Origin of the sequence: Methanosarcina sp. WWM596, assembly GCF_000969965.1 — an archaeon.
Classification (GTDB): domain Archaea; phylum Halobacteriota; class Methanosarcinia; order Methanosarcinales; family Methanosarcinaceae; genus Methanosarcina.
In genome coordinates this window covers 902,359-926,731 of the sequence record NZ_CP009503.1, presented here as the reverse complement: position 1 = coordinate 926,731, position 24,373 = coordinate 902,359, and the positions used below count along the sequence as shown (strand labels likewise).

The 24,373-nt window shown below is 34.6% G+C and carries 16 protein-coding genes and 1 pseudogene; 1 reads left to right on the top strand and 16 read right to left on the bottom strand.

Translation table 11 applies throughout. The features are described from left to right. Position 1: 1 nt before the first annotated feature. From MSWHS_RS04145 to MSWHS_RS04065, 16 genes and pseudogenes are all read right to left on the bottom strand, one after another. Positions 2–1,171, bottom strand: coding sequence for a glycosyltransferase family 4 protein (locus MSWHS_RS04145; RefSeq protein WP_048126254.1), 1,170 nt, complete (start codon positions 1,169–1,171; stop codon positions 2–4). Positions 1,172–1,173: 2 nt separating this feature from the next. Then, on the bottom strand, positions 1,174–2,499 hold the full coding sequence (locus MSWHS_RS04140; protein WP_048126252.1) for a phenylacetate--CoA ligase family protein: 1,326 nt from the start codon (positions 2,497–2,499) through the stop codon (positions 1,174–1,176). 37 nt (positions 2,500–2,536) lie between these two features. Next, positions 2,537–3,580 carry a DUF354 domain-containing protein gene (locus tag MSWHS_RS04135; protein WP_048158770.1) on the bottom strand — a complete coding sequence of 348 codons (1,044 nt, stop codon included), beginning with the start codon at positions 3,578–3,580 and terminating at the stop codon, positions 2,537–2,539. A 24-nt stretch (positions 3,581–3,604) separates the two neighbouring features. Next, positions 3,605–4,303: a class I SAM-dependent methyltransferase gene (locus MSWHS_RS04130; protein ID WP_052722570.1), complete on the bottom strand. Its 699-nt coding sequence runs from the start codon at positions 4,301–4,303 to the stop codon at positions 3,605–3,607. A gap of 360 nt (positions 4,304–4,663) precedes the next feature. Beyond that, on the bottom strand, positions 4,664–4,882 hold the full coding sequence (locus MSWHS_RS04125; protein ID WP_048126249.1) for a hypothetical protein: 219 nt from the start codon (positions 4,880–4,882) through the stop codon (positions 4,664–4,666). A 911-nt stretch (positions 4,883–5,793) separates the two neighbouring features. After that, positions 5,794–6,053, bottom strand: a pseudogene (locus MSWHS_RS18915) (IS1634 family transposase); the annotation flags it as partial. Positions 6,054–6,301: 248 nt separating this feature from the next. Continuing rightward, complete coding sequence (locus MSWHS_RS18345) at positions 6,302–9,253, bottom strand: disaggregatase related repeat-containing protein (protein WP_052722567.1); 2,952 nt, start codon at positions 9,251–9,253, stop codon at positions 6,302–6,304. A gap of 1,245 nt (positions 9,254–10,498) precedes the next feature. Then, positions 10,499–11,707 (bottom strand): glycosyltransferase family 4 protein, encoded by a 1,209-nt coding sequence (locus MSWHS_RS04110; protein ID WP_156148067.1) that lies wholly within the window; start codon positions 11,705–11,707, stop codon positions 10,499–10,501. A 33-nt stretch (positions 11,708–11,740) separates the two neighbouring features. Further along, positions 11,741–12,814 carry a glycosyltransferase gene (locus MSWHS_RS04105; RefSeq protein ID WP_052722564.1) on the bottom strand — a complete coding sequence of 358 codons (1,074 nt, stop codon included), beginning with the start codon at positions 12,812–12,814 and terminating at the stop codon, positions 11,741–11,743. Next, positions 12,807–14,015, bottom strand: coding sequence for a hypothetical protein (locus MSWHS_RS04100; RefSeq protein WP_048126246.1), 1,209 nt, complete (start codon positions 14,013–14,015; stop codon positions 12,807–12,809). Before MSWHS_RS04100 ends, MSWHS_RS04105 begins: the two co-directional genes overlap by 8 nt. After that, positions 14,012–15,094 carry a non-hydrolyzing UDP-N-acetylglucosamine 2-epimerase gene (gene wecB, locus MSWHS_RS04095; protein ID WP_048126244.1) on the bottom strand — a complete coding sequence of 361 codons (1,083 nt, stop codon included), beginning with the start codon at positions 15,092–15,094 and terminating at the stop codon, positions 14,012–14,014. Before wecB ends, MSWHS_RS04100 begins: the two co-directional genes overlap by 4 nt. 345 nt (positions 15,095–15,439) lie before the next feature. Continuing rightward, the gene (locus tag MSWHS_RS04090; RefSeq protein ID WP_048126242.1) at positions 15,440–16,540 is read right to left on the bottom strand and encodes a DUF354 domain-containing protein; all 1,101 of its coding nucleotides are present in this window, start codon (positions 16,538–16,540) and stop codon (positions 15,440–15,442) included. A 344-nt stretch (positions 16,541–16,884) separates the two neighbouring features. After that, on the bottom strand, positions 16,885–17,109 hold the full coding sequence (locus MSWHS_RS18340) for a hypothetical protein (protein WP_052722562.1): 225 nt from the start codon (positions 17,107–17,109) through the stop codon (positions 16,885–16,887). Next, a complete protein-coding gene (locus MSWHS_RS04080) occupies positions 17,106–17,882 on the bottom strand; it encodes a hypothetical protein (RefSeq protein ID WP_048158769.1) in 777 nt (258 codons plus the stop codon). The genes MSWHS_RS18340 and MSWHS_RS04080 overlap by 4 nt, the downstream gene beginning before the upstream one ends. 213 nt (positions 17,883–18,095) lie before the next feature. Next, on the bottom strand, positions 18,096–19,802 hold the full coding sequence (locus MSWHS_RS18910) for a polysaccharide deacetylase family protein (RefSeq protein ID WP_082088323.1): 1,707 nt from the start codon (positions 19,800–19,802) through the stop codon (positions 18,096–18,098). A 237-nt stretch (positions 19,803–20,039) separates the two neighbouring features. Next, complete coding sequence (locus tag MSWHS_RS04065) at positions 20,040–21,578, bottom strand: glycosyltransferase (RefSeq protein WP_048126237.1); 1,539 nt, start codon at positions 21,576–21,578, stop codon at positions 20,040–20,042. Between the two features lie 1,252 nt (positions 21,579–22,830). Here MSWHS_RS04065 and MSWHS_RS04060 point away from each other — a divergent pair. Next, the gene (locus MSWHS_RS04060; RefSeq protein WP_048126235.1) at positions 22,831–23,682 is read left to right on the top strand and encodes a CPBP family intramembrane glutamic endopeptidase; all 852 of its coding nucleotides are present in this window, start codon (positions 22,831–22,833) and stop codon (positions 23,680–23,682) included. Positions 23,683–24,373: the final 691 nt, after the last annotated feature.

The following is a 24,373-nucleotide window of genomic DNA, read 5'->3' as shown; positions in this document are numbered from 1 at the left end:
TTCAAACTCCAACTTTTTTATATATTCTCAGAATTTCTTCCGCAATCGTATCCCACTTAAAATTCATGGCGTATTTTTTTATCTGTTCATTGTTCCATTCTTTATCTAAAGCGACAAGCACTTTTTCTGCCAGTTCCTTTGATTTTGTCGGCTCAACCAGATAACCATAACTCTCAGAAATCAAAACCTCTTCGCTTCCACCATTATATGTTGCAACAACAGGTTTACCACAGCTCATTGCCTCTATCTGAACTATTCCAAAGCTTTCGTGCAAACTCGGCAAAACAAAGACGTCACAGGCACTCATCCATAATGGAATTTCAGTATATGGTCTGCTCCCGGTAAGCTTTACGTAATCCTCGAGACCTGAGGAGCTAATTTGCTTTTTTAACTTCTTCTCCAGTTTCCCCCCACCAACTATGAAACAGATTACATCTTTTCTTTGCATTATGATTTCATTCATAGCTTCAATAAGATACTTATGTCCTTTTACCTCTCCATATAAACTTCCAACATTCAATATTATTTTCTTATCCAAAGGCAGCCCAAGCTTTTTTCGGCAGCTTTGCTGGTCTAAATCTGGAAAGGATTTAGGACTATAGCCATTTGGGATGTAGTATACCTTATCCAGAGGCACTCCAACGCTTTTAAACAGTGATATATCACCCTTCCTAACACGAATTATTGCATCACACAAATTCCATGGTCTTATAAATTGAGGCTCTTTCCTTTTTACAGCATTATTAAACGTTCTGGAAGTATGTTCCGTAATAACTACAGGAACTTTGTACATTTCCTTTAACTTGACAGCGACTGCTCCGGCTCTCCATGTAAAGTGAGCATGAATTAAATCAAATTGCAAATTTTCATCTTCAATTAATTTTTTTACAGCCTTTTCTTCGAAATAGATCCAAAAATCTCTTCCGTATTTAAAAAATAATGGACAGTTCATATATTTTGGAAAATATACGTGTACATTATCAAATGTATAGTTTTCATGACGCGTCTTTCTTAAAAGTTCCATCCCATGAGCAACCGGAGACACTACATATATATTATCGAAGTGTTCTTTAAGAAACATGACCTGCTCTTTTACAAAAATCTCTCTTACATACTTATTGTCAGCGTTTGGAAAATCATTGGATATTACGAGCAAATTTTTTGACGCCATAATTATAACTCACTTAATATAAATTTATATTTCCCGGCTTTTGTTCTTTCTATCTCATCCACATAGATGAATTCTATTTCCCATTGCTCAGACTTACTTTTAATTATCTTTCTAATAATATCCAGTTGATTTTCATCAAAATTTTCTTCCAATACCATTTTTATAGTAATCGTGTTTAATTTTTTCTGTATAATCTGAAATTCTTTTACCCCACTAATTTCCCAGAATATACGTGAAAAAAAACCGCCATAAACAAACTTTCCTTCCGGAGTTTGCAAAATTTCCTGTTGTCTTCCGAGAACTTCCTTTAACAATCTGGAGCCACGTCCACACCCGCAAACATCACTTACAATATGCCCCATATCACCAGTCTCATACCTGATGAATGGCATAGCATAGTTATGAAGGCTTGTTGCAATAATCCTTCCAGTTCCGTTTTCCAGTTGAGAACCGTTCTCATCCACAACTTCCAGGATACTCCGCTCTGTGTCAATATGGAGGCCATTGTGTTCCTTACACTCATAAGCTCCCAGGCCTCCATCATTCAGCCCGTAGCCATCGAATACTTCACATCCAAATGCATTTTCAATGTTTTTCCGCATGTGAGGAATTAATTTTTCTGCAGCTGTGAAAACTGCTTGAGGAGTAATAACATCAATTTTGTTTTCACTAAGGAATTCTGAGAAAAAATTTAACGAAGAAGCATAACCTCTTATGAATTGAGGTTTGAATGAGTTAATTGTCTTTGCATATTGCTGCATATCTTCGGTACTCATATCGTAAGAGGACAGTTTCCTAAGATTTCTTACAATTTCATGAGCTTTCTGGACAACAAAAGATCCGGAACCTATGTCCAGAGAGGAACCTGCCAAGAACACCATCTTATCCCCCAATTCGTATCCTGCGTACCCCCACCCACGATATAGTGAGGCTCCGTTGAAAAACCTATCATATTTTGATAATCTGAACTGCAGGGGATTACCTGTGGACCCACCTGTTGAATTTAGATAGTATTTGATTGAACTAAGGTTAACTGGTTTAAAATCCTCAAAATTTTGCTTGATGGTATCTTTAGTAAGGATAGGAAGTTTTTCGAGGTCTTCAATCTTTCTGATGTCACTGGGTTCCAGTTTCAATTTATTAAACAGTTTGTGATAGTAGGGCACATTTTTATATGCAAAAACAATCACATGCTTCAGTTGTTTTTCCTGATCTTTTTTTTGTTCAGGGTAAGATTTCCACTGAGAGTCGACCAATTTTTTATATAATGGATAGAATCCCCGCTCTCCTAATTGATGGGCAGTTATAAACAAAGGTTTTTGAAACATATTATTTCCCCTAAAACTGCATATCTTGAGGATTCAACTACACGCCACCGTATTTTTCTATAATATCTGCCATAAATTTGGTCACGTCAATTTTTTCAGCAAGCAATGTTTCTCTTTTTTGTTTGCCTTCTCTTTTTAGATTAGGATTATTCAGTAATTCCAGCGCTTTGACTAAAGAATCCTTACCCATCGAATTTTCATTATAAAAGTTATACACCAATCCATATCTTTTTTCTTCTTCGTCTGTGTACCCCCTCCCTGCATAATCACAGAAAATCGCATGTGTTCCGAGGACTGCACATTCTGAAGCCATTGTTGCACTATCCCCGTAAAGTAACGTTGCATAATATAGCAGGTCATGCATCTTTTCCGGTGGAAGGTTAATCCGGTACATCTCAAACTCCTTTTCAAGAGGTTTTTCCGAAGTTATAAGAATACGCCCATATTTCTTTAATTCTCTTACAGCATTTCTTTTATCCTCTAGAGTTAAACCAGCATGCCCGACATCATGAATTGCTCCCCATGATACAAATCTTAGTATTATGAAAGTGTCATTTTCCTTTATTCCAAGATCGTTCAGAACTCTGGCGTCAGGTGTAAAATAGTGAGGATGAAGATATGCAAGTTCATGATTTCCTTCATATCGTATCTGTTTATTGCCAAGGCTAATCCTGTAACTTGCTGGCGTACAGATGACAGTCGCAAAGGGGTCCATTAAAAGATGTTCAATCTTTGAGTGTTCGGTGTCGTCAAATACAATAGAAGTTTTACCTATTAATTTTCCAAGGTGTGAAACATGCACGTTTCCCACGCCGCCAACTAGAATATCAGGTTTAAATACTCTGGCAATCTTGTACAACATATATTCTATTTTTATCAATTCCATTGCTTTTGAAAAAGAAGTAAATTTCGCACTTCCTACGACCTCGTATTCAAACCCGTAGGCATCAAGCAAATTCAATGAAACTTCCTTTTCAACGGCTGTAATTTTACATTTGTGACCTTTTTTTTCAAGGTCCCAGAGTAAGTTCTTGAATAAATGAACTTGAGCAGGATGGCATATATTGAAAAGTATTCTCATTTCCTCACCATTCTCAAAATTATTTTACCCTGAACTAAATACATGATTCTGTGGTTTGACCTGCCTTTTTACAATAAAGACTAAAGAGCAGGGTAATTTTGTTATTCTCGATATTAAAATATGAATTTTTGTCGAAAGGCCATTGAATACAAAAGAATGAAATAATTTTATATTAATATGCCTATCGTAAAAGTAAATCTCTTCAATTGTACAATCCAGGCTCTCAAAAAATGATTTCAACTCTTCTATTTTATGGTTTCTCCAGCGCGTCTTCCTAATGTCCCCTGTTAAATTGGAACTATGAACAAATATCAATTTACCCCCTTTATCAAGCAATAATAGATATTTTTCCATAAGTTCTCTGTTCTGGTTAATACCAAATAATGCAAATCCAGAAAGAAACACAATCTCAAATTTATCAGTGAAATACTTTTCTGGATACCTGCCATCAGCAACCAGAAACTCTACATTTGAGTTGAGCTCCTTCTTTTTCTCATTCGCTTTTTTAATTAAATCTTCATTATAATCAAAAGCAGTTACTTCTGCTCCGTAACTTTCAAACAGAAACGAATAATGTCCATTTCCGCAACCAACGTCAAGAACCTTTATATTTTTATTTTCCGAAAATTTCAAAACCTGTTTTATAAAATATTTGTCTTCTTGATAATATTTGAAACCCTTTTTTAAGATCAGTTTATGGATAAGTTTGTCAATGAATTTCACGTTCTCACAGCCATCAAAAGTATTTTTCCTGAATTTAATACAAAATCCTCTAGCCAGAAAAAGCTCAAGTTGATAACATTTGACTTCCAGCGATCCGGATGTATTAAAATATACAAATTATTTAATTTTCTTTTATGACATAATGGAACGAATGGAATTAAGATAGACATCGGAAAGGCCAAGTTCCTTAAGACGGACTTTTGATAATGCCAGGAATCCCACAGGGCATCCTTCTATCTTTTAATTATTGACCATAAAAGCGTTTTTGAGACCTCTGTGACGTCTGCCAGTCCCTACCATCTCAGGTCAAAGTTCCCTTCTCAGATAGGTATGATCATTTTCGGGATTAGTTATGGATCTCTACAGACATCCATCCATCGTAACCAGGATATCGGCATCTTTTGCAGCTTCAATACCTTTTTTTAAAGAGAAATTTTTATTCATGTACGTAAAATCCCGAATTCCCTCGGCTCCTGCAAATTCGACCAACTCTACACACTGATCTGAAATGCCATTATTTACAACAATTACCCGGTCTGTGTAACGCCTTGTGATCAGCACGACTGTCCCTATCTCCATCTCCTGATAAAAGCAGGAAGGATAACTGCAATCTTCGGAAAACTCTCCTCATACGTGTCCATTCATCACAACCGGGTACATGTTTTACTTGAGTCTGCCTGAACTTGAGTTTTCCTAAACTGAAGAATTTAACCCAAACAAATAAATTCGGAACTACTATATGTAAATTCTACTACACTCACTAATAATCATTTTATAATGAAATACTTACTAGAAAAATAGTGAGATATATAACTTCGTCTCAACATTTCCTAGTTTATCAGGTTGATTTGCGAATTGAACCTATAAATATAAATACCTTTGGATATTGTTCGGTTTCATAAAGAAAAAGTGACTATTGTACTGAAATTTATTAAATTAATACTTGTAATTTATAGAATGGAATGATTAAATAAAGAAATACCTATATAAATATACTAACAATCTTGCTACAATAATCAATAAACTGTTCCTAAATTTTCTTCGTTTAATGAATAGACCACAGAAGCTAAAAATTAAAAGTAATAATTTTAGAAACAATACTTCTCACGATCTTATGATCTGTAGAGAACAAAGAGTATTTGGTTCTCAGTCTGTAAATTAGTTTGTGGGGCTCGAAGAAGTATATCTGAATGTCGGTATTGATAACAAAGAATATTCATTAAGCCTGTATACTGACCGAAAACGGGGAGTAAATAGGGAATTTTATTCGAATTAAGAATTCAAAAAACAGCATTGAGAAGTTCAGAGGAAGCGTGGAAGTTAGAGTTATTCGATTTGGAAAACCCCAAAGATTTGTTATGGAGATAACATGAGAATGGAATTGAAAGAATACTGTAAGTTCCATTTCAAACTGAAACCAAAAGTTGCTGATTTGAAGAAGCGTTTAGCGCTTAACATGCATCCTATTTTCCTGGATATGACCAGATATTAAGGTTTAAGAAGTCGAGAACTTCAGCTTGATTCATCCAGTTCTTGCTTCCTTAATACTGAAATTCTCAGTGAGCTTATAGCCCACCAATCCAATCAGTAAACTATTGATGTTGAGGCCTTTACTTATATACTTGCTAAAAATGTCGTAAAAATTGAGCTTTTCAAAAAAGTATTGAACAGCCATTGTTGTTCCAATAGGAAGACATATATTCTTGTTAGGAATTGTAGGAAATGCTCTTGGTTCTATGTTTTTATTCATTGGATCAAATAAGACAAAACAAAGAGCACTTATTTTTATTTATCTACCAAAATGAAGTTAAAAATAGTGGTAACTGTCAAAGTTAGGATAAATAGATAAGCTAAAGGATAAATAGATAAGCTAAAGATATATAACCAAACGAAGAATTCATATTCAAGAAAAGTGCCTTAAAAATTCCGTAGCTGGATGGTTTTCTTTCCATCCACTACGTTATACTATTTATCCATCCCTGATATAGTCCAGGAAGTTTACATCCTTCGTTCTAAGATTAGCTTCGGCATCTGGCTTTCATTTCCGCAGTCACTGCTATAGAATGCAATATAGTTATTGCTCTCTGTGCGGGCTTTTATCAGAAATCCCGTGTTTTCATACTTTCCACTGGTGTACTCTTTTACGAGATCGGTTACATCCAGCTTGTAATACCTGTTGTCAGGAATATCACTTCCTTCAAGAGTCAGTATGGCATAAGGAGCACTTCCCTGCAGGACGCTGTTTTTATCGTACCAGTCTCCTCCTGAAGTACTCCATTCGATATCTTTGTCCTTTTTATTCCAGCTCACATAGTTGGGGTTCCAGGTAGAAGCAGGTCTGTAAACTTCAATTACGGTATCTTCAGGTCTTGAACTTCCTTCTGGATAATACCAGCACAGGTAAAGGGTTGCATTAATAATATCTGAGTTGGTATAGTCTCTCAGGTTAAACAGCATTACATCTCTGTATCTGCCAACACTCATTCCTCCTACATCAATAAAGGGTTTATCCTGGAAAACAGTCTCAGGAGAAGCTTCACGCAGGCGGTTGTCGTTTGTGCCAGTAATAGTCTCATATACAGTTTTCTTTGTCACTTTAAGCTTTGGTATCTGGCTTTCGTTTCCGCAGTCGCTACTGTAAAAAGCTACATAATTTCCGCTTTCTGTACGGGCTTTAATCAGAAAACCGGTGTTTTCGTACTTCCCGCTTACATACTCTTTTACAAGGTCAGTTACATCAAGTTCATGGTAGCTGTTGTCAGGAAGGTTACTTCCTTTAAGGGTTATTGTTGCGTAAGGGATGCTGCCCTGAGCTACATTATTCTTACCAAACCATTCTCCACCTGCAATGCCCCAAGGCTTGTTAAGGTCACAGTTGTTCCAGGTAACATAACTAGGGTTCCAGGATTTCGGCCGGTAGATTTCAACAATGGTATCCTCTGGTCTTTCAATTCCGGCAGGGTAGTACCAGAAGAGGGAAAGGGTAGCCTTTTCGATCATATCCGAATCATCATATTCACTTAAGTCAAATAAGAGCAGGTTTCTATAAGCACCAACTCCGTCCATTCCTCCAAGGTCTATATAAGGCACGTCCTTAAAGACCGTACCAGGAGAATCTTCACGGAGACGGGAATCCTGTATTAAAGGAAGAAAGTCAGAGATATTTCCCTTTATTACCGCATCGTTTATCGGAGCATGGTTAACCGGGGCTTCAGCCGGGTCAAAGTTATTCTCACATATAGTATTTTTCCCTACAGTACGTATACTTTTGCTACCACCACTGATAATGTTATCATGGATATAGTTCCAATCGGCATTGCTACCAGTCTCACGGATTCCCAGATACATAGTACCTTTTTCATCGTAAATAAAGTTATTTTCAACGTTAGCTCTCCATGTGTCAACCAGATATATTCCATTATGGTATTCAGACACTAAATTCACGTTCTTGATAGTATTGTTTTTTATTTCCAGATTCATTTTGTTATTGGCATTTGAACGTTTCAGATACATCCCGTTTTTCTGGGCATTACTGATTATGTTATTTGAAATAGTAACATTCATAGAATCCGTTGTGGTCGGCTGCATTGCAAGAAGTATCCCATTCACTGATAAACTATTGAATGTATTTTTTTCTATAACCACATTGCGATAGTCTTCATTATAAAGATTCACACCATACACGCTATTTTCATTTACGTTCGAGATGATCTGGAGTGTATCCCCAACTCCATTTCCAGCAGTCTGGTACAAAGTGCCGCCTTCAACGCGATTGTCTTTTATGATATGTTGACCATCATCAACACTTCCACGTCTCTTTACTCCGCCGCCTCCGTATACATAATTATCCGAGAACACCGATTTAAGTGTCCCGTCGTAAAATGCATAAAAACCTGGCTTCGGATAGATGGTATTTTCAGTCACAGTATAATCAATTGTCATTGGATGCGCATCAATGACATTCGCATCAGTAACAGATGAACCTACTAATGTATTATTCCAGATTATAATATCTCTATTCAGAGCTTTAAACTTCCCTGTTCCACTCATAATACAGTGTCTGCAATTCTCTATTTGATTATCGTGAATATTTACAAAAGCAGTTGCATCAGCTATTGATACTCCATATCCTCTACCTGCACGATTTGAATCGCTTATGAAATTTCCTGTTACCTCTACATTAAAACAGGAGAAAAGCCGGATCGAAGCCTGGCCATTATCATCAAACCAGCAGTTAGTAATGGAAGAATCCTTACAGTATCTCAGGGCTAAGCCTTCAAGGTCACCTGTAGAATCGCAATTCTGGAATTTTATATTGTCAATTTGTACCCTAATTGGTCGGTAGATTTCAGAAACAGAATTGTCCGATGTGCTATAATCCCGTATTAATGGCTGGTTTAATGTTACGGTATTTCCACTAACGCTCTCTATCAGATACATTTCACCTGTTTTTTGCTGTGGGTAATCATCCGGACACCACTGCACATCTTTCCATATCTTAATAAGGTCAAATTTCTGTACATTGGATGCATCATTTAAAACTATCTGGGTTTTGCCTTTATCTGCATTAATTGCCAGATACTCTGTATCTATTTTCTTACCATAAATGTAAAATGCGGGCTGGCTTGCAATACCGGTATTAATATTAAAAATGACATCCCCTTCACCGATTATGCACAGGTCTTTGTTCTGCTGTGAGACCTGGTTTACGAGATTATATTTCCCTTCTCGTACTATAATTGTATCTCCACTCTTTGCAGCATTGAGAGCTGCCTGGATGCAAGCACTGTCTGTTTTGTAATTCGTAGTTAAGTAATCAACTGCACCAGATTTACCCACGGTTATTGTTGAAGATTCACCGGAGGCCGCGGTACTGGTCGTTACTGTGCACATCAGAAGTAATAGTATGATGTATGCTGCCAGAATTCTGGCTTCTAAGTTTCTTTCCAACAATGTATCACCTATAGTTTAACATTACACAATTATTACATGTGTTTATAAGGCAGGATTTTACTCTAATTTGCCTGGCGGATATGTGACCGACCGAACAATTGTTATATATTTTTATAATGTTAACCAATATATTAGTTAATTTAATTACACTGTACCTAAGCTTATAAAACAAAATTTTGTAGATAGTATCCACTCTCCAAATGTTCAAGACTATAGAACAAGTCCTAGCAAAGGTATCAGCCAATAGGCTATAGGACCCGATTATGTAATAGGAATACTGGATTCAGAGATAATTCACCAGTTTTGTAGACAATTTATCTCCAAAATACACGAATTCCCCCCGGTGCAAACAGTAGAAGGAAATTATTTTTATCTACAAAAATAATTTTCTATAGTCTGCATTGTAATTTAGATCGTTATGTTATAAAATTATTTGCATATGTGTTAAAACAATTTTAAACAGTTAAAGAAAAATAGAAGAAACAGATTAGATATATAATAAGAATGAAAGACAGGAGACGGCTTATTATTGAAACATATGAAAAAAGAGTGTTCACTAGTAAGATATCTGAGATTTTAAGCAAAATAATTTTTAAAGGATGTCCCACACAGTAGCTTTAATATATATTCCTTGCCTCGCGGAAGAACATCTGTGAGCTATATAAATAGAAGGAGACTGAAGTAAAGAATCAAGGACACAAGCCATAAATCAAAAGTAAAAATAACAAACTAGGAGATAATAAATAACAATAAATCCTCTTTTTTCATCATGAGTCACAATCCTCAAACTTTTTTCAAGAATACACATCTTAACAGATTGACTTTTTTTTATAATTTTTAAAATATTAAATAATCCGGAAAAATTAAAAATAAATATTATTACCTACATTCTATTACCTACATTCCGCAGTATTTTTTTGAAAATCAATATTTTTTCCGATAGCGTTTTTCAAAAATTCTCAATTAATATACCCAAACTGAAATTTGAATAAAAATTGAATACTAAGTTTTTTGGTCTCTGAACATACCGTATAGCCATTTTTAACTCCTGCATAGAAATCCGAGAAATTCACGTTAGGACAAAAATCGATAGCAAGAAAAATAATGAATATACGAAAAATACTGCGGAAAGTGGGTTATTAGATATAAACGCAATTATCAATAAATCACTTGTGTTAAAATTAACTTTTTTTGAGTTAAAATTTACAATTTTTAAACGTGTATCCGTGTATTCAAACTTATTTAATATTTATTAATTAGTTTGCGATAAATATTCGCTTGTTTTTCAGCTATTTTATTCCAATCATATTTATCTTCCACAAGTTTCCTACTATTGTTTCCTATAGTGGTTGCCAGTTCTTTGTCATTTAATACTTCAATAATTCTATCCGCAAATTCATTCCATATATCTGCTATCAATATATTTTTATTATTTTCAACCTCTAAACCTTCAGCACCAATTGTAGTAGAAACTACAGGTTTGCTCATTGCCATATATTCAAGTATTTTTAAACGAGTACCTGAACCACTTGTTAATGGGGCAATACATACATCTGAACCAAAAATGTATGGCTTAACGTCCTCTACAAACCCTATAACCTCTACTGAATCATCAGTTCTTGAATATTTAATAAGCCAGTCGGGACATTCTTTTCCTATAATGTATAATTTGATATTAGAAATTTTATTCTTTATTAATGGGTGTATATATTTCAAATAGTTTTTAATACCAATAATATTTGGTTGATATGATAATTTTCCCATGAATAATATATTTGGATGAATTAATTTATCTTCACCGTGAAATTTGCTAATGTTAAATGAACTGCAATCAACTCCATTAGGAATTATATCAATTTTATCTTCTGGTATTCCATTAGCCATGAATACACTTTTGTCTATATCTGAAACAACAAAAAGATGATCAAATTTTTGAATCATATCCAATTCATGTTCTTTAAATCTTAGTGAAACTCTTTTACGTGCCATTTTCATTAATGGATTTTTCTGATGGTCAGTTTGTCTTATGAAGTTTAAGTGATCTACATTGTGGAGTGTAAGAATCTTACATCCATTAAAATTGGAATTTAATGCAGCCTGAATTGTAGGCTCGGCTTCCACTGAATGTTGAGCATGGATAATATTAAAGTCATTGTTGCTGAGCAAAGAAGAGATAAAATTTCTGTTATCTATTGTATTGAAACGATGAACTTCTGGATACATTCGATCGAAAATAACAATTTTCATTTTATACAATGCGGAAAAATAAGGTGTTTTTAATGGATGAATTTTTATATTTAATTGATCTTCAAGTAAATTAATATCATTCATATATTTATTTGAACAAATATTGCAAATGAGATGAGATTTAATTCCTTTTTTAGAAAGCTGTTTAATAATATTGTAATCCCGAACAAGAGCTCCACTTGTAGGAGAAGGAATATACGGCATAACATGTAAAACATTCACAGTTTTGATACTCCTTTATATTTGGTTGTATATAGAAATCGTTTTCTTTGCGATATTTTCCCAGCTAAATTGCTTACTGTATCGGACTATGTCTTCTTTATTCCATGATTTATTGATGGCTTTCAAGATATTTTCTGCAAGTTTGCTGGAATTTGCTGTTTCACACAACAATCCATAATCGCTAGAGATTATAATCCCTTCACTTCCACCATTATAAGTAGCTACAATAGGCTTTCCGCAAGCCATTGCTTCTATTTGAGCCGTACCAAAACTTTCTACAAGACTAGGGAACACAAAAATATCACATGCATTCATCCAGATCGGAATTTCGCTATGTGGCTTAACTCCTACCAGCTTAAAATTTTCTTCTAATCCATCGTCTTTTATTTGTTTATCAAGTTTTTTTCTTAAATTGCCTGTGCCTATTATTATGCAAAGAATATCCTTTCGGGATTGAACAATATCTCTAGCAGCTTTTATGAAGTATTGATGACCTTTTTCATCCACCAAGTTGCCAACAGAAAGTACAATTAATTTATCAAGTGGCAATCCAAGCGTTATTCTACATGCCGTTTTATCCATCACTTTAAATTTTTTAGGGTCTATCCCATTTGGAATTAACATTACATTATTAAAAGAAGGGAGAAAACGTTTGATAATTTCTTTTTGTTCTTTTGAAACAACAAAAAATACAGAGGAAGTACTTAATACAAAAGAGAATAGAGATTTGTACTTTTTTATAAATTTAGGGGAAGCTCGGTAATGTAGTGTTACACACAGCTTTTTGCTGCAAATCTTTGATGCGAAAGATGCACTAATTGCTGATATGAAACTAAAAATACCCCCAGATGCTTGAACATGTATTATATCGTATTCACTGCGTAACTTAATCGCTTTGAAAAGTAATCCCAAAGTCCTTCGATAAACTTTAAAGAAATGATTTACAGGTGAGTATTTTAAGTTTTCACCATAAAAATTGTACATGTGTACTTTTATACCCATATCAGATAAGTGTTGAGTAACACTTTTTGTATGTACAGAGACGCCCCCGGAAACATTAAGAGGCCCACACATTAAGACTTTAATCATACCGATCACAATATAGTTTTTCTAGATAAGTAGATAGTGCTAACATCATCCAAGCCTGTCCCCATCTCATATGTGGAGTTTTATTTGAAAACAAATTATAATTATGGTAATAAAAATAACCGGAACCGTCTTGCATATTTTTGATAGTCCAATTAGCTATCTTCCCGGCAAAATCCAGGTATTCTTTGTTTAAGGAGCTAAGTTTACTAAATGTGATAATTCCTTGAGCTTGGTTATGGATGTCTATCGGGTACAAGCGTGGATATCTGAAATGACATCTTCCATCGTATAAAAACTGATTTCTTCGATAAAATTCCGCTCCTTTCTCAAGACAACTGATAACTTTACTTCTATGATTGTCATTGTTTGCAAATGGAAGATACTCATTTAATGAATCCAGGATAAAGCCTTGATGAAAGTCAAGTTGTTGACGTGTTTTCCCATTAAATTTACTGTATATCCATGACCCATCATCTTCTTGATTTTTTATTAAAAACTGTGATATATCGTATGCAATCTGCTCCATCTTATTATCTTTAAATAAATACATAAGTTTACAAATAGAACTTAAACCCTCTGCAGAAGCATTAATTACGATTCGACTTTCATAAGATGGTTCATAACTGAAGTAATAATCACCTTCTTTTTCGGTTTTTCTTAATAAACAGTTTACTAAAAAGTTATAGGCACTTCGCCCCATGTCACAAAAACTTTCTTCTTTAAATATTCTATAATTATCGACAGTTGCTTTGATGACATTGGATGTGGTAATTATATCTGCAAGATTAGATGACAGTTTCTCATTACCCGCACCAGTGTATTTGTAGTAATGTCCTGCCCAACAATCATAACCGTATATATTCTTGAGTGATCTGTCTTTTAAAAATAAAATAGCATCTACTGCATCTTTTTTGTACTTTTCGTCATTTGTTATTCTGTATAACTTAGGAAAAGCTTGAGCAAAAAGCGACATGCCTTTTACATCAATACCTTTTTTTACATTAAAAAAAGGCCTTAGGTTTACTACTGAATATTTATTGGACTGAATAGCAAGTATTTCCAGTAAACGCGACCCCATACAGACTTTCTCAATTAGTCTGCTATTTAACGCGTCATAGGGATCCCAGCCATAAAAGTTTTCATTTTTCACCCAATTGTATAGAGATTCAATAGAGTTCCAAGTTAGTTCACTAGAGCTCATTGTTTTTCCCCATTATGAGACATTCCAATAATTGAAGAGATCTTCTTAGACGCATCTCCATTACCAAATCTATTTTTATGAGACTTTACTGAAGGATTGAACTCATTAACGCATTGAGTAATTTTTTCTTTGCTGGATCCTACAAGAATATTCCAACCATCTTCAACAGTTTCACCCCATTCTGTATTTTCCCTTAATGTAATACAAGGAACTTTTAAAATATACGCTTCTTTTTGAATCCCACCTGAATCTGTAAGTATGATTTTTGCATGATTTAATAGCTTTATGAAATTAAAAAAACCCAATGGTTTTGTTAGCTTAACAAAAGAATCTAATCTATCAAATAGTCCGTATTCTCTCAAATATTTTTCAGTTCTTGGGTGAACTGGAAATACAATTGTGTCATCTATCTCTGAAAATGCCTCAACAATACTTTTGAGCTTTTCTTCATGATCTGTATTACCAGGTCTATGAATCGTAGTTAATAAATAGTTCTTGTCTTCCAAACCAAGCTCGTTTAAGATATTTGATTTATTTTCTGCTATCTCTCTATAATATAATACAGAATCAGCCATTACATCCCCTGTAAGATACACATTATCTGTTATTCCTTCCCTTTTTAAATTAATAACAGCTTTTTCCGTTGGACAAAACAGTATATCTGAACAATGATCTGTTAGAACTCTGTTGATCTCTTCAGGCATCATCTTATCATAACTTCTCAACCCAGATTCTACATGGGAAGATTTGATATGCAATTTTGAAGCAGCAAGAGCTCCAGCAATTGTAGAATTTGTATCGCCGTAAGTTAATACAAGATCCGGCTTTTCTTCAATTAGTACACCTTCTATTTTCTTCAGCATCTCTCCTGTTTGAAAACCATGTGAACCTGAACCAACATCCAAATAATAATCCGGTTCTGGAATATTTAATTCTTCGAAAAAAATCTTGTTCATTTCATAATCGTAATGTTGACCTGTATGAATTATAATTTCTTCATACTTTTTCCTTAACTCTTTTGAAACAACTGATGCTTTTATAAACTGAGGCCTAGCACCAATGATACTAATAATTTTCATTCTACCTACCCCTTAGTACCCGCAACGAAATAAACTGTATAAATTATCTTATTTGTAACTGTGATTGATGACCGTGATTGAAAAAAATTGAGATATTCATTTAATCGAGATATTCATTTGGAAAATTCAAATATTGTTTTGTGGCGACTCCTTAAAACTATGAATTTCTTCTTACTATTCATTTGGAAAATTCAAATATTGTTTTGTGACGACTCCTTAAAACTATGAATTTCTTCTTACTATTCATTTGGAAAATTCAAATATTGTTTTGTGGCGACTCCTTAAAACTATGAATTTCTTCTTACAAATTTATTCTACATCAACAGTATAAGATAATGCCGAGAATTAATAACTCGCATTAGGAAATATAAACCGGTATTGAGTTTTCGGGTTTTCTTTCATTATTTTAAAGCTATCGGGATAATTTTCAATAAGCCATGTCATGAATGCGGCAACATCTATTTTTTCTCTCAACAAATACTCTCTTTTTTCATTCCATTTATCTTTCTGTTTTGGTTCATTTATTATTTCAACTGCTTTTTTTAAAGCTTCTTTCGAGTCTCTATAATTGAAAATAAGATTATATTTTTGCTCAAGTTCTATGAAATTTGACATGTCATTGTTTCCCACAAATGAGTTACAACGTATTGCAGGCACTCCTAACATAGCAGCTTCAGTTGTCATTGTCTGACTGTCCCCTAAAAGTATTTTGGCAAAAAATAATAAATCGTGTAGTTTATCAGGGGAAATCTTTATTTTGTACTTTTCCAAGTCCGGATCCAGTTCACATTCGGAAGTAATTAACACATGCCCGTGTTTTTCAAGTTCTTTTACAAGTTCAACTTTATTTTTTACACCGTAGTGGCCGATATCATGGTCTGCATTCCAAGAAACAAACCTTAAAATAATGAGAGTAGCTTCTTTGTCTAGGCCAAGTTCATCAAGTACTGTCTGTTTTGGACAAAAGTTATTGGGGTGAAGATATGCTAATTCTTTGTAGCCATCGAATAAAATTTGTTTTTTCCCGAGTTTTTTTTTGAATGAGGCGGGAGTGCAAATAACGGTAGCAAAAGGGTTTGTCACAAAATGTTCAATTTTTCCCCTTTCCGAATCTTCTATAATAACAGAGGGTTTTCCAATCATTTTTCCAATATGTGCACAGTAGGCATTTCCAGAACCTCCTACCAAAATGTCTGGCTTAAATAATTTTGAGACATTATATATATTTGAATCTATTCTTATAAGTTCTAGTGCCTTAGAAAGTAATCCCGATTCAGCAGTCCCAACAATTTTGTATTCGAAACCATAAGCATCCAGTAAATTCAAAGAAACGTCTTTCTCAACTACTGTTATCTTGCACTTATGCCCTTTTTTTTCTAGATTCCAAATTACATTTTTAAATAAATGAACTTGAGCAGGATGACATATATTGAAAAGTATTCTCATTTCCTCACCATTATCAAAATTATTTTTCCCTTAATTGGAATATATTGAAGAATATTCTCATTTTCTAACCGTTATAAAAATTATTTTTCCCTGAATTAAATAAATGATCCTGTGGTTTGACCATGTCTTTTTACAGTAAAGACTAAATAACAGGGTAATTTTGTTATTTTCAATATTAAAATACACAGTTTTGTCGAAAAGCTGTTAAAAACAAACGAACGTAACATTTTTATAATAATAGATCTAATATAAATAGATATATTTTCAATATTGCATCCTAAACTTTCAAAAGACGATATTAACTTTTCTATTTTACGATTTCTACAATTATTTCCTCTTACGATTCATGTTAAATCAAAATTGTGAACTGAAACTAGTTTCCCTCCCTCTTCGAGTAATGATTGGTATTTTTCCATTATTTCTCTATTTAGATTGATAGCAAATACCAAGAAACCAGCCACGAAAATAATATCAAGTTTTCTCGAAAAATATCTCTCTGGAAACCTGTCATCCGCAGTCAAAAATTCTACATTTGAATTCAGTTTTTTCATTTCGTCAATGAATTTCACGATCTCACAGCCATCAAAACTTTTTTCCCTGAATTCAATACGAAATCTTCTATCCAGAATAAACTCCAATTTAGAATATTTGACTTCCATCGATCAGGATGCAGTGAGATATAGAAATTGCTGATTTCACAGCTCTCAATCAACTTAATTAGATCATCAGTTGTTTCAGCAGAGAACTGTTCAGTTTTACCGGGGATAAAATCTCTCAGGTTGTTTTTTGAGTTCCAACCCCTTCCTGTATCAGTGAAATAATTGAGACTTTCTCCTGCAGATAAATAAGCCTCTCCAAGAATTCCGAAATCGTTTAAACTATATGATTTCCAGAGGTCTCGGTTGTCATATTTTGACAACACGGCTCCATGCATACAGACAGTTTTGAGGTTGCAGATGCTTCTGAATTTTTGCACATCACGCTCGAATAATTTGATAGCTTTTTCATAATTTCCCTTTGTAGTGCTCAAAACTTCATAGTGATATCCTACCTCATGTCCCATTTTCTCAATATCTTGTATGATATCAGGAACAAAAGCTTTCTTATTGTTTCTAAAGTAGTAGGTTGCCTTTATTCCAAATTTTTCTTCTATACTTGCGGTTTTTAGTGCATTTTTAGCCCATTTATCTACATCATGACGCATTAATACAAAACGCTCTGGAAGCTTATCGCCTGCAGTCACATATTCACTCATGGTAATAAATGTGTACTTATCTGCTACTGCAGAACAAAGCTGGCTAAATTTCTCAAGACTGAAGTCGCGATTTGTAGAACCTATCATGCAATTATTCGCCCCTCAATTTAATGGATTTGTACCTGAGTGAGATATTTTTGCGCCCTTTCAAATACGCCGGATAAATAACTTTTTGTGTGCAATTTTGTTCATCGTTGTAGTTTGAAAATATTTTGTAGAAAAATCTAGACTGAATATTTTATAATAGAGGTATTTTTACTCACGTTTTTTATTTTTTAGTAATTAGATTTATTTTATCGTTTAATAGCCAACATTATAATAATTATTTACCTGATTTTTTAAAGGTACTTTCTTAACGTTTTTGAGTCCATTAAACACACACCGAAGCTTTTTTTCAACCATTTTTCCTTTTACACACCAATATAAAGGTCTCCGATTCCCAACAGATGGAAATTTCTCATGAGAAATATCAATCGGATGAAAATAAAAAACCGTATGGCCTCTATTTAAACTCTGCTTCAGCCCTTTGGATATCAAATGAGAACCCAAAAATCTTAGTGTTGGTCCGCCATAAGCAGGGATCTTAATTCCCATATCATAATAAGCCCATGGAAACTCAACAAAATCCCTGTATTCGGTGGGTTCCAGGCTACCTGGAGCTGGATGATAAGGTGAAGAAGAAACATCCTTCAGAAGTGAATCAGACTTGTTATATAGCGAATTTACAGATACTGAAGAATCGTACATAAATCCAATTTTTTCAAGTGAGTCAAGCATCCATCCAGTAACTGCTGCATTTGGTGCCCTGTATCCAACTACTTCTTGCCCGGATATTTTTTCAAGCAGTTTCTTTGCCTTTCTAGTTGTTGCCTCAAATTCTTCAACGGTCGTAAGAGGTTCCTTCGTTTTTGGATCGAGTACGCATGTATGATCTGCTCCATGACATGCAATTTCATGCCCTCTCTCAGCGATGGATTCGATCAGGCCTGGGTAATGCTCTGCAACGTCTGCAACAACAAAGAAAGTTGCAGTTATATTAAATTCATCCAGAAGATCCAATGTTCTTTTTGTCGGTTCACTCAAGTAATCATATCTTTCATTCCATTTTTTAAAAAATTCGCTTACATTTTTGTAAGTTGAGAAACTCGACCCACAAACAGATGGGATATGATACCAGTCTTCGATGTCAACTGTAACTGATAATGTGTTGTTACTCCTGATATGAATCTTCGGATTCTTTCCACGGCTTTTCATTAGAATTTTCTTTCCAAAGTTGACCGAAAGATCTGTAGAATAATATATACCCCATCCAAGAGCGCTTGTAGGCCATCTTTCTGGATGTGTTAGAATATATAAATTATTTAATTCCTTTCTTTCTATCAATTCGATAAGCTCATCAGTCGTTTCAGCAAAAACTTGCTCAGTTTTACCGGGAATACAATCTCTTAAACTATTTTTACAACCCCATGTTCTTCCAGTATCAGAGAAGTAGTTGAGATCATCTCCTACAGAGAGGTAGGCCTCACCAATTATTCCGAAATCCTTAAAATCATGATTCTTCCAGAGTTCGCGGTTATCATATTTTGAGAGGGGCCTTCCATGCATACAGACTGTTTTTACCTCACAGACCTCCCTTATTTTTTCCAGATTTGATCGAAACAAATCCAGTGCCTTTTCGTAATCTCCGTTTGCATCACTCAAGGTCTCGTAGTGATAGCCAATCTCATGACCCATATCCTTTATCTGACGTATGATCTCAGATTTGAATACGCTTTTTATCATCCTGAAATAATATGTTGATCTTATGCCAAGTTCTTGTTCTATCCTGGCAATACCCAGGGCACGTTCCGGTATCCTGTCAACATCATGGCGCATCAATATAAAACGGGTAGGATGCTGTTTCTCCATATACTCGGCCATTGTTACCGTTGGGTAGGTGCCGGATATTGCTTCACAGAGCTGAAGGAACTTATAACTCGTAAAATCGCGATTTTTAAAGTCTAGCATCAGAGATCACCATGAAAGTTTGAGCAGATATGCAGGATATTAAGCCTCCCTCTATGAAATTAGCATTTTTATCCTCGATCATCTGGCATCACACCCTCCATCCATTTTTTTCGCAGACTTTCCAGTTCTTTCAAGAAGATTCCGTCTTTATTATCTACTTCACTCAGATAGCTCCTTGACAAAAATTTCTAACCACTTATTATTGAATAGCTCTCAAGCATTCCACAAACTCAACAATTAGTTTAAGCCCGGATAATTCCAATTTGTTGCCTTATTCACCTGCATATCAAAGAACATCGCAAAGAGAAGTAATTGCATACCCATGAGTGAAATAAACACATCCAGAAGTGGGTAATTTGCCGAAACGGGCCCGTGGAAGACTAACTTTTGCAGAACGATCCATACTCCAAATAAAAACCCAATAGGCACCAGTAACATACTTGCAATATAAAACAGAACCAGAGGGTGGAAGTCAAGAATTATGTATTTCATCTTCAGCCTCCATAAAAAGCCTTTGAAAATCATGGGGGCAACTTTTCTGATGTAGACACCGTACTTGATAGTAGATGTTTCTCTGCCATAACGTGCGGGCATTGATACGTCCATTGTTTGCAGGCCAAAAGCGTTGAGTTTTATCAGGAGATCGTTGCAGTAACCATAATAAGTATATACTGAATCCAGATCAAGCACTTCAAGTGCTTCTCGAGAAATTACAGTGTAACCGTTTTGAGGGTCTGTAATATTCCAGTACCCACTTCCTATTTTTGTTATCAAGGTAAGGAGTCCATTGCCAAAGGCTCTCCAGGCGCTCATTCCTTTCCTCATGTCCTTTGAGAGAAGACGGTTTCCCTTGGTGTAGTCGGCTTTCCCTTCAATAATAGGAAAGAGGAGGCGGGGAAGATGAGCGGGATCCATCTGGTTATCTCCAGCCATAACCGCAACCAGATCCATTTCATCTGAAAGGGCTCTTTTGTAGCCGTTTATGATTGCTGCACCCACACCTTTATTAACTTTATGATGTATTGGTACTATTCTGGGGTCGATCATCTGGTCGATGATCTCTCCTGTACGATCGGTACTGCAGTCATTTATTATATAGATCTTATCCACGTAATCAGGGATCCCGTCAATTGTTTCCTGGATTAAAAGTGCTTCGTTGTAGGCGGGAACCACGACTCCGATCTTGTAGGCTTTAAAGAGGGTCTTTTCGTGTTCTTCCTGCAGGTCAATGTGATGGGCCTTGATTTTATTTCTCTCACAGGTAGTCATAATAGAACGAATGGAATTAAGATAGACATCGGAAAGTTCAAGTTCCTCAAGACAGGCTTTTGAGAAGGCCAGAAAACCCACTGGTTCACCTTCTGTCTTTTTATTTTTAATCAAAAGGACATTTTCGGAATTTCTCTGACGCTTGTGTAAGCAGGTTCCTACTGTCAAGTCGAAATTTCCTTCTGTAATGGGCGCGATCATCTTTGGGATTAATTTTGGATCTCTGCAAATATCCATGTCCATCGTGACAATGATATCGGCACCTTTTGCAGCCTCTATGCCTTTTTTAAGAGAATAATTTTTACTTGTGTTTAAAAAATCCTGAATTACTTCGGCTCCTGCAAGTTCGGCCACTTCTGCACACTGATCTGAACTACCATTATTTACAACGATGACCCGGTTTGCATAGCGCTTGGCGATCAGCACAACTGTTCCAATCTCAACTTCTCGATTAAACGCCGGAAGAATAACTGCAACCTCCGGTAAAGCCTCCTCATACATGTCCATTCACCCACAACTGAAATATGATGCTTTACTTGAGATGTGCCTGAAATCGAATAAATTTAACTCAAGCAAATAAATTCGGAATAACTGTCTATAATTTAGAGTAAAACCAATTCCAACCACTGAATTATAATACACTTGCTAAAAAATAGCAAGACCTTCTAAGTTCTTCTAAACATTTTCTTATTTATAAAATCGATTTGTGGATAGAACCTATAAATATAAGTAACTTTGGATATTACTTTATTTCAGAAAGAATAAATATCAATTCAATTGAAATGTATTTTAACTGAGGCATCATATTTTACTATTTATTAAAGATAAATGTTAAAATATGATATTCCATACTAAATATATTAGTAATCTTAATATGATACTTTATATATTATGCTCATATTTTCTTCGATTTATTCTAAAATTCGAGTCTTAAGATAAGAATTTAGAAAAATTTAGTTCACTAAGAAATAAATGAAAGTCAATATTATATTCAGAAAATAAATATATTAAAAGGAATATTGGTGCTTTATTAATCAAAGTAGGTTATTTTCTCAATTTATATAGATTATAAAAAGGTTGGAATAAAAGTTTGTAAGTAACTATACAAAAATTGGACTAGAATTGAATGCCATAAACTATTATATTTATAAGGTATGCTCAGGAATGTCTCTTAGTAAGATTTCCAGAACATAATAATATTTTAGAAGGATTTATGTTTGGACATCGAAAAATTTTCTTTAGATCTGTTGCTCATAATAATCTTTATAATACTAGCCAATAGTAGGAGTCCTTTATAATACTAGGCCAATAGTAGAAATCCTTTATAATACTAGGCCAATAGTAGAAATCCTTTATAATACTAGGCCAATAGTAGAAATCCTTTATAATACTAGCCAATAGTAGAAATCCTTTATAATACTAGCCAATAGTAGAAATCCTTTATAATACTAGCCAATAGTAGGAGTCCTTTATAATACTAGCCAATAGTAGGAGTCGTAAATCATGAGTACAGGCCTATAAACTACACAATGGAAGTAAGGTTTCAAAACAGGCCCCTTACTCTTCCGGAAAAACAGGTACCAGTAAGCTTTGTTCGTAATGAGGCGTGGGAAGAGCTAGTTATTGTTACCCCTTCTGAGGGAAAAATATGAAACTTGAGTTCCTGCTTTACAATGAAAGCAAGACGAATATCCCTTATCGAGATCTTTATCTCTGCGATTGATATATCGAAGGCGTAGTGAATATGGAGTAATTAAGTATGAAAAACTGCAGCAAAGAAACCACAATTTTCGGGAAATCTGCCGAAAATCCAGAAGTACAACTGAAAAATTCAAAATATCAGAGTAAAGAAGCCCTTGCAGGTGTTCTTCTTCTTCTAATTGTTCTTCCCGAATCGTTGATTTATTCTGGAGAAATTAAAATTGCTCTCTTGTTGTATACAGGTATACTGGTAGCTTTATCTCTTATCTCAATATTCATAAAAGAGCAGGAAATCCGAAACATCTGCCAGGTTTTCCTGTTACTTCCGATCTTCCGCCTTATTAATTTTTCAGTGCCTATGTTCCCTGAATCTTCTCTTCTATCCTTCGAGTACATTTACGCACCAATGATCATTCCTTTGGCCATCGTTACAATTCGTCAACAGTTTACATATGAACAGTTAGGGCTGAGTTTCAAAAAAATATGGTATTATCTTCCTGTATCAATTATTATTGGCCTCTTATTGGGGCAGGGTGAATCGTTTATCACGCAAACAGTCTCACTTATTCCTGATCTTTCTTTCATAAATATCTTAAAGCTTACAGTTGTAATGGTCTTTTTTGTAGGGATTACTGAAGAACTATTATTCAGGTCAATCCTCCAGACAAGACTTGAGGGAATATTTGGGTCACGGGGTGGTCTGGTTCTTTCAAGCCTGGTTTTCGGGCTCATGAACTCCGGTTTGGGGTCTCCATATGAAATATTATATGCATCCTTTACAGGATTTTTAATTGGATATTTGTTCTATAGAACAAGAAGCCTTCCTTTCATTGCATTGATACATGGTTTTATAAATGTATTTTCTTTCGGAGTTATCCCTCTTATGGGACACGGACTCGGAATACTCTAACTATCCCCTGTGTTTCAAAAAATAGTCAATGTTCTTTTAAATTGATCACTAATTATAAAAAATAAAAAGCAGACTTAAATAACAAATAAACAACTTTCAGTTTGTTTTCGGAATCTTCTTAAAGAATGTCTTATTTATTGTACGTACTACAAATTGTGATTAATATTTAACCATAAAAGAGCTGATATATTATGTTTACAAGCATAATCACTACTACATCATCAAGTACAATTTTTATGAATATTGTATTTGGTCTCCCAGATTACAATAATATGGTATTAGTCGGGTTGGGTTTACTTCTTGGCATTAAATATATACTTTCGGGTTCAAAGCGTGGGGAGGAGTTTCTAGAAAGTTCTTTAAATATGGGAATTTTTCCATTGTTGTTATCATTTAGTTGGATAGTTATTTACCATGTTATACGTATTTTGTAATTCATTGAAAATCTTCTGATAGGTACATGTTTACACAAGTAGAGATGAAATCTATGAACTGTTGACTTCGAGCCATATCTACGAAGCATCTTTCACGTACAATCTGTTGTAACGGCAACTAAATCCATTTTTTTAACTTCCAGAAGTCTGGCAAGAGACCTTCTAATATGAGTTTCTGTGAAGGAAGATAGGGTTCTATGGATTCTCATAGAATATAGTGAACTACCACTCAGCTAAAGACTGAGTGGCTTCTTGGT

Bases quoted from the DNA above. Each gene is read 5' to 3' on its own strand.
- MSWHS_RS04105 (WP_052722564.1), bottom strand. From the start codon at position 12,814: ATGATTAAAGTCTTAATGTGTGGGCCTCTTAATGTTTCCGGGGGCGTC.
- MSWHS_RS04100 (WP_048126246.1), bottom strand. From the start codon at position 14,015: ATGAGCTCTAGTGAACTAACTTGGAACTCTATTGAATCTCTATACAAT.
- MSWHS_RS04110 (WP_156148067.1), bottom strand. From the start codon at position 11,707: ATGCCGTATATTCCTTCTCCTACAAGTGGAGCTCTTGTTCGGGATTAC.
- MSWHS_RS04125 (WP_048126249.1), bottom strand. From the start codon at position 4,882: ATGGAGATAGGGACAGTCGTGCTGATCACAAGGCGTTACACAGACCGG.
- wecB (WP_048126244.1), bottom strand. From the start codon at position 15,094: ATGAAAATTATTAGTATCATTGGTGCTAGGCCTCAGTTTATAAAAGCA.
- MSWHS_RS04080 (WP_048158769.1), bottom strand. From the start codon at position 17,882: ATGATAGGTTCTACAAATCGCGACTTCAGTCTTGAGAAATTTAGCCAG.
- MSWHS_RS04135 (WP_048158770.1), bottom strand. From the start codon at position 3,580: ATGAGAATACTTTTCAATATATGCCATCCTGCTCAAGTTCATTTATTC.
- MSWHS_RS04145 (WP_048126254.1), bottom strand. From the start codon at position 1,171: ATGGCGTCAAAAAATTTGCTCGTAATATCCAATGATTTTCCAAACGCT.
- MSWHS_RS04060 (WP_048126235.1), top strand. From the start codon at position 22,831: ATGAAAAACTGCAGCAAAGAAACCACAATTTTCGGGAAATCTGCCGAA.
- MSWHS_RS04140 (WP_048126252.1), bottom strand. From the start codon at position 2,499: ATGTTTCAAAAACCTTTGTTTATAACTGCCCATCAATTAGGAGAGCGG.
- MSWHS_RS18910 (WP_082088323.1), bottom strand. From the start codon at position 19,802: ATGCTAGACTTTAAAAATCGCGATTTTACGAGTTATAAGTTCCTTCAG.
- MSWHS_RS04065 (WP_048126237.1), bottom strand. From the start codon at position 21,578: ATGGACATGTATGAGGAGGCTTTACCGGAGGTTGCAGTTATTCTTCCG.
- MSWHS_RS04090 (WP_048126242.1), bottom strand. From the start codon at position 16,540: ATGAGAATACTTTTCAATATATGTCATCCTGCTCAAGTTCATTTATTT.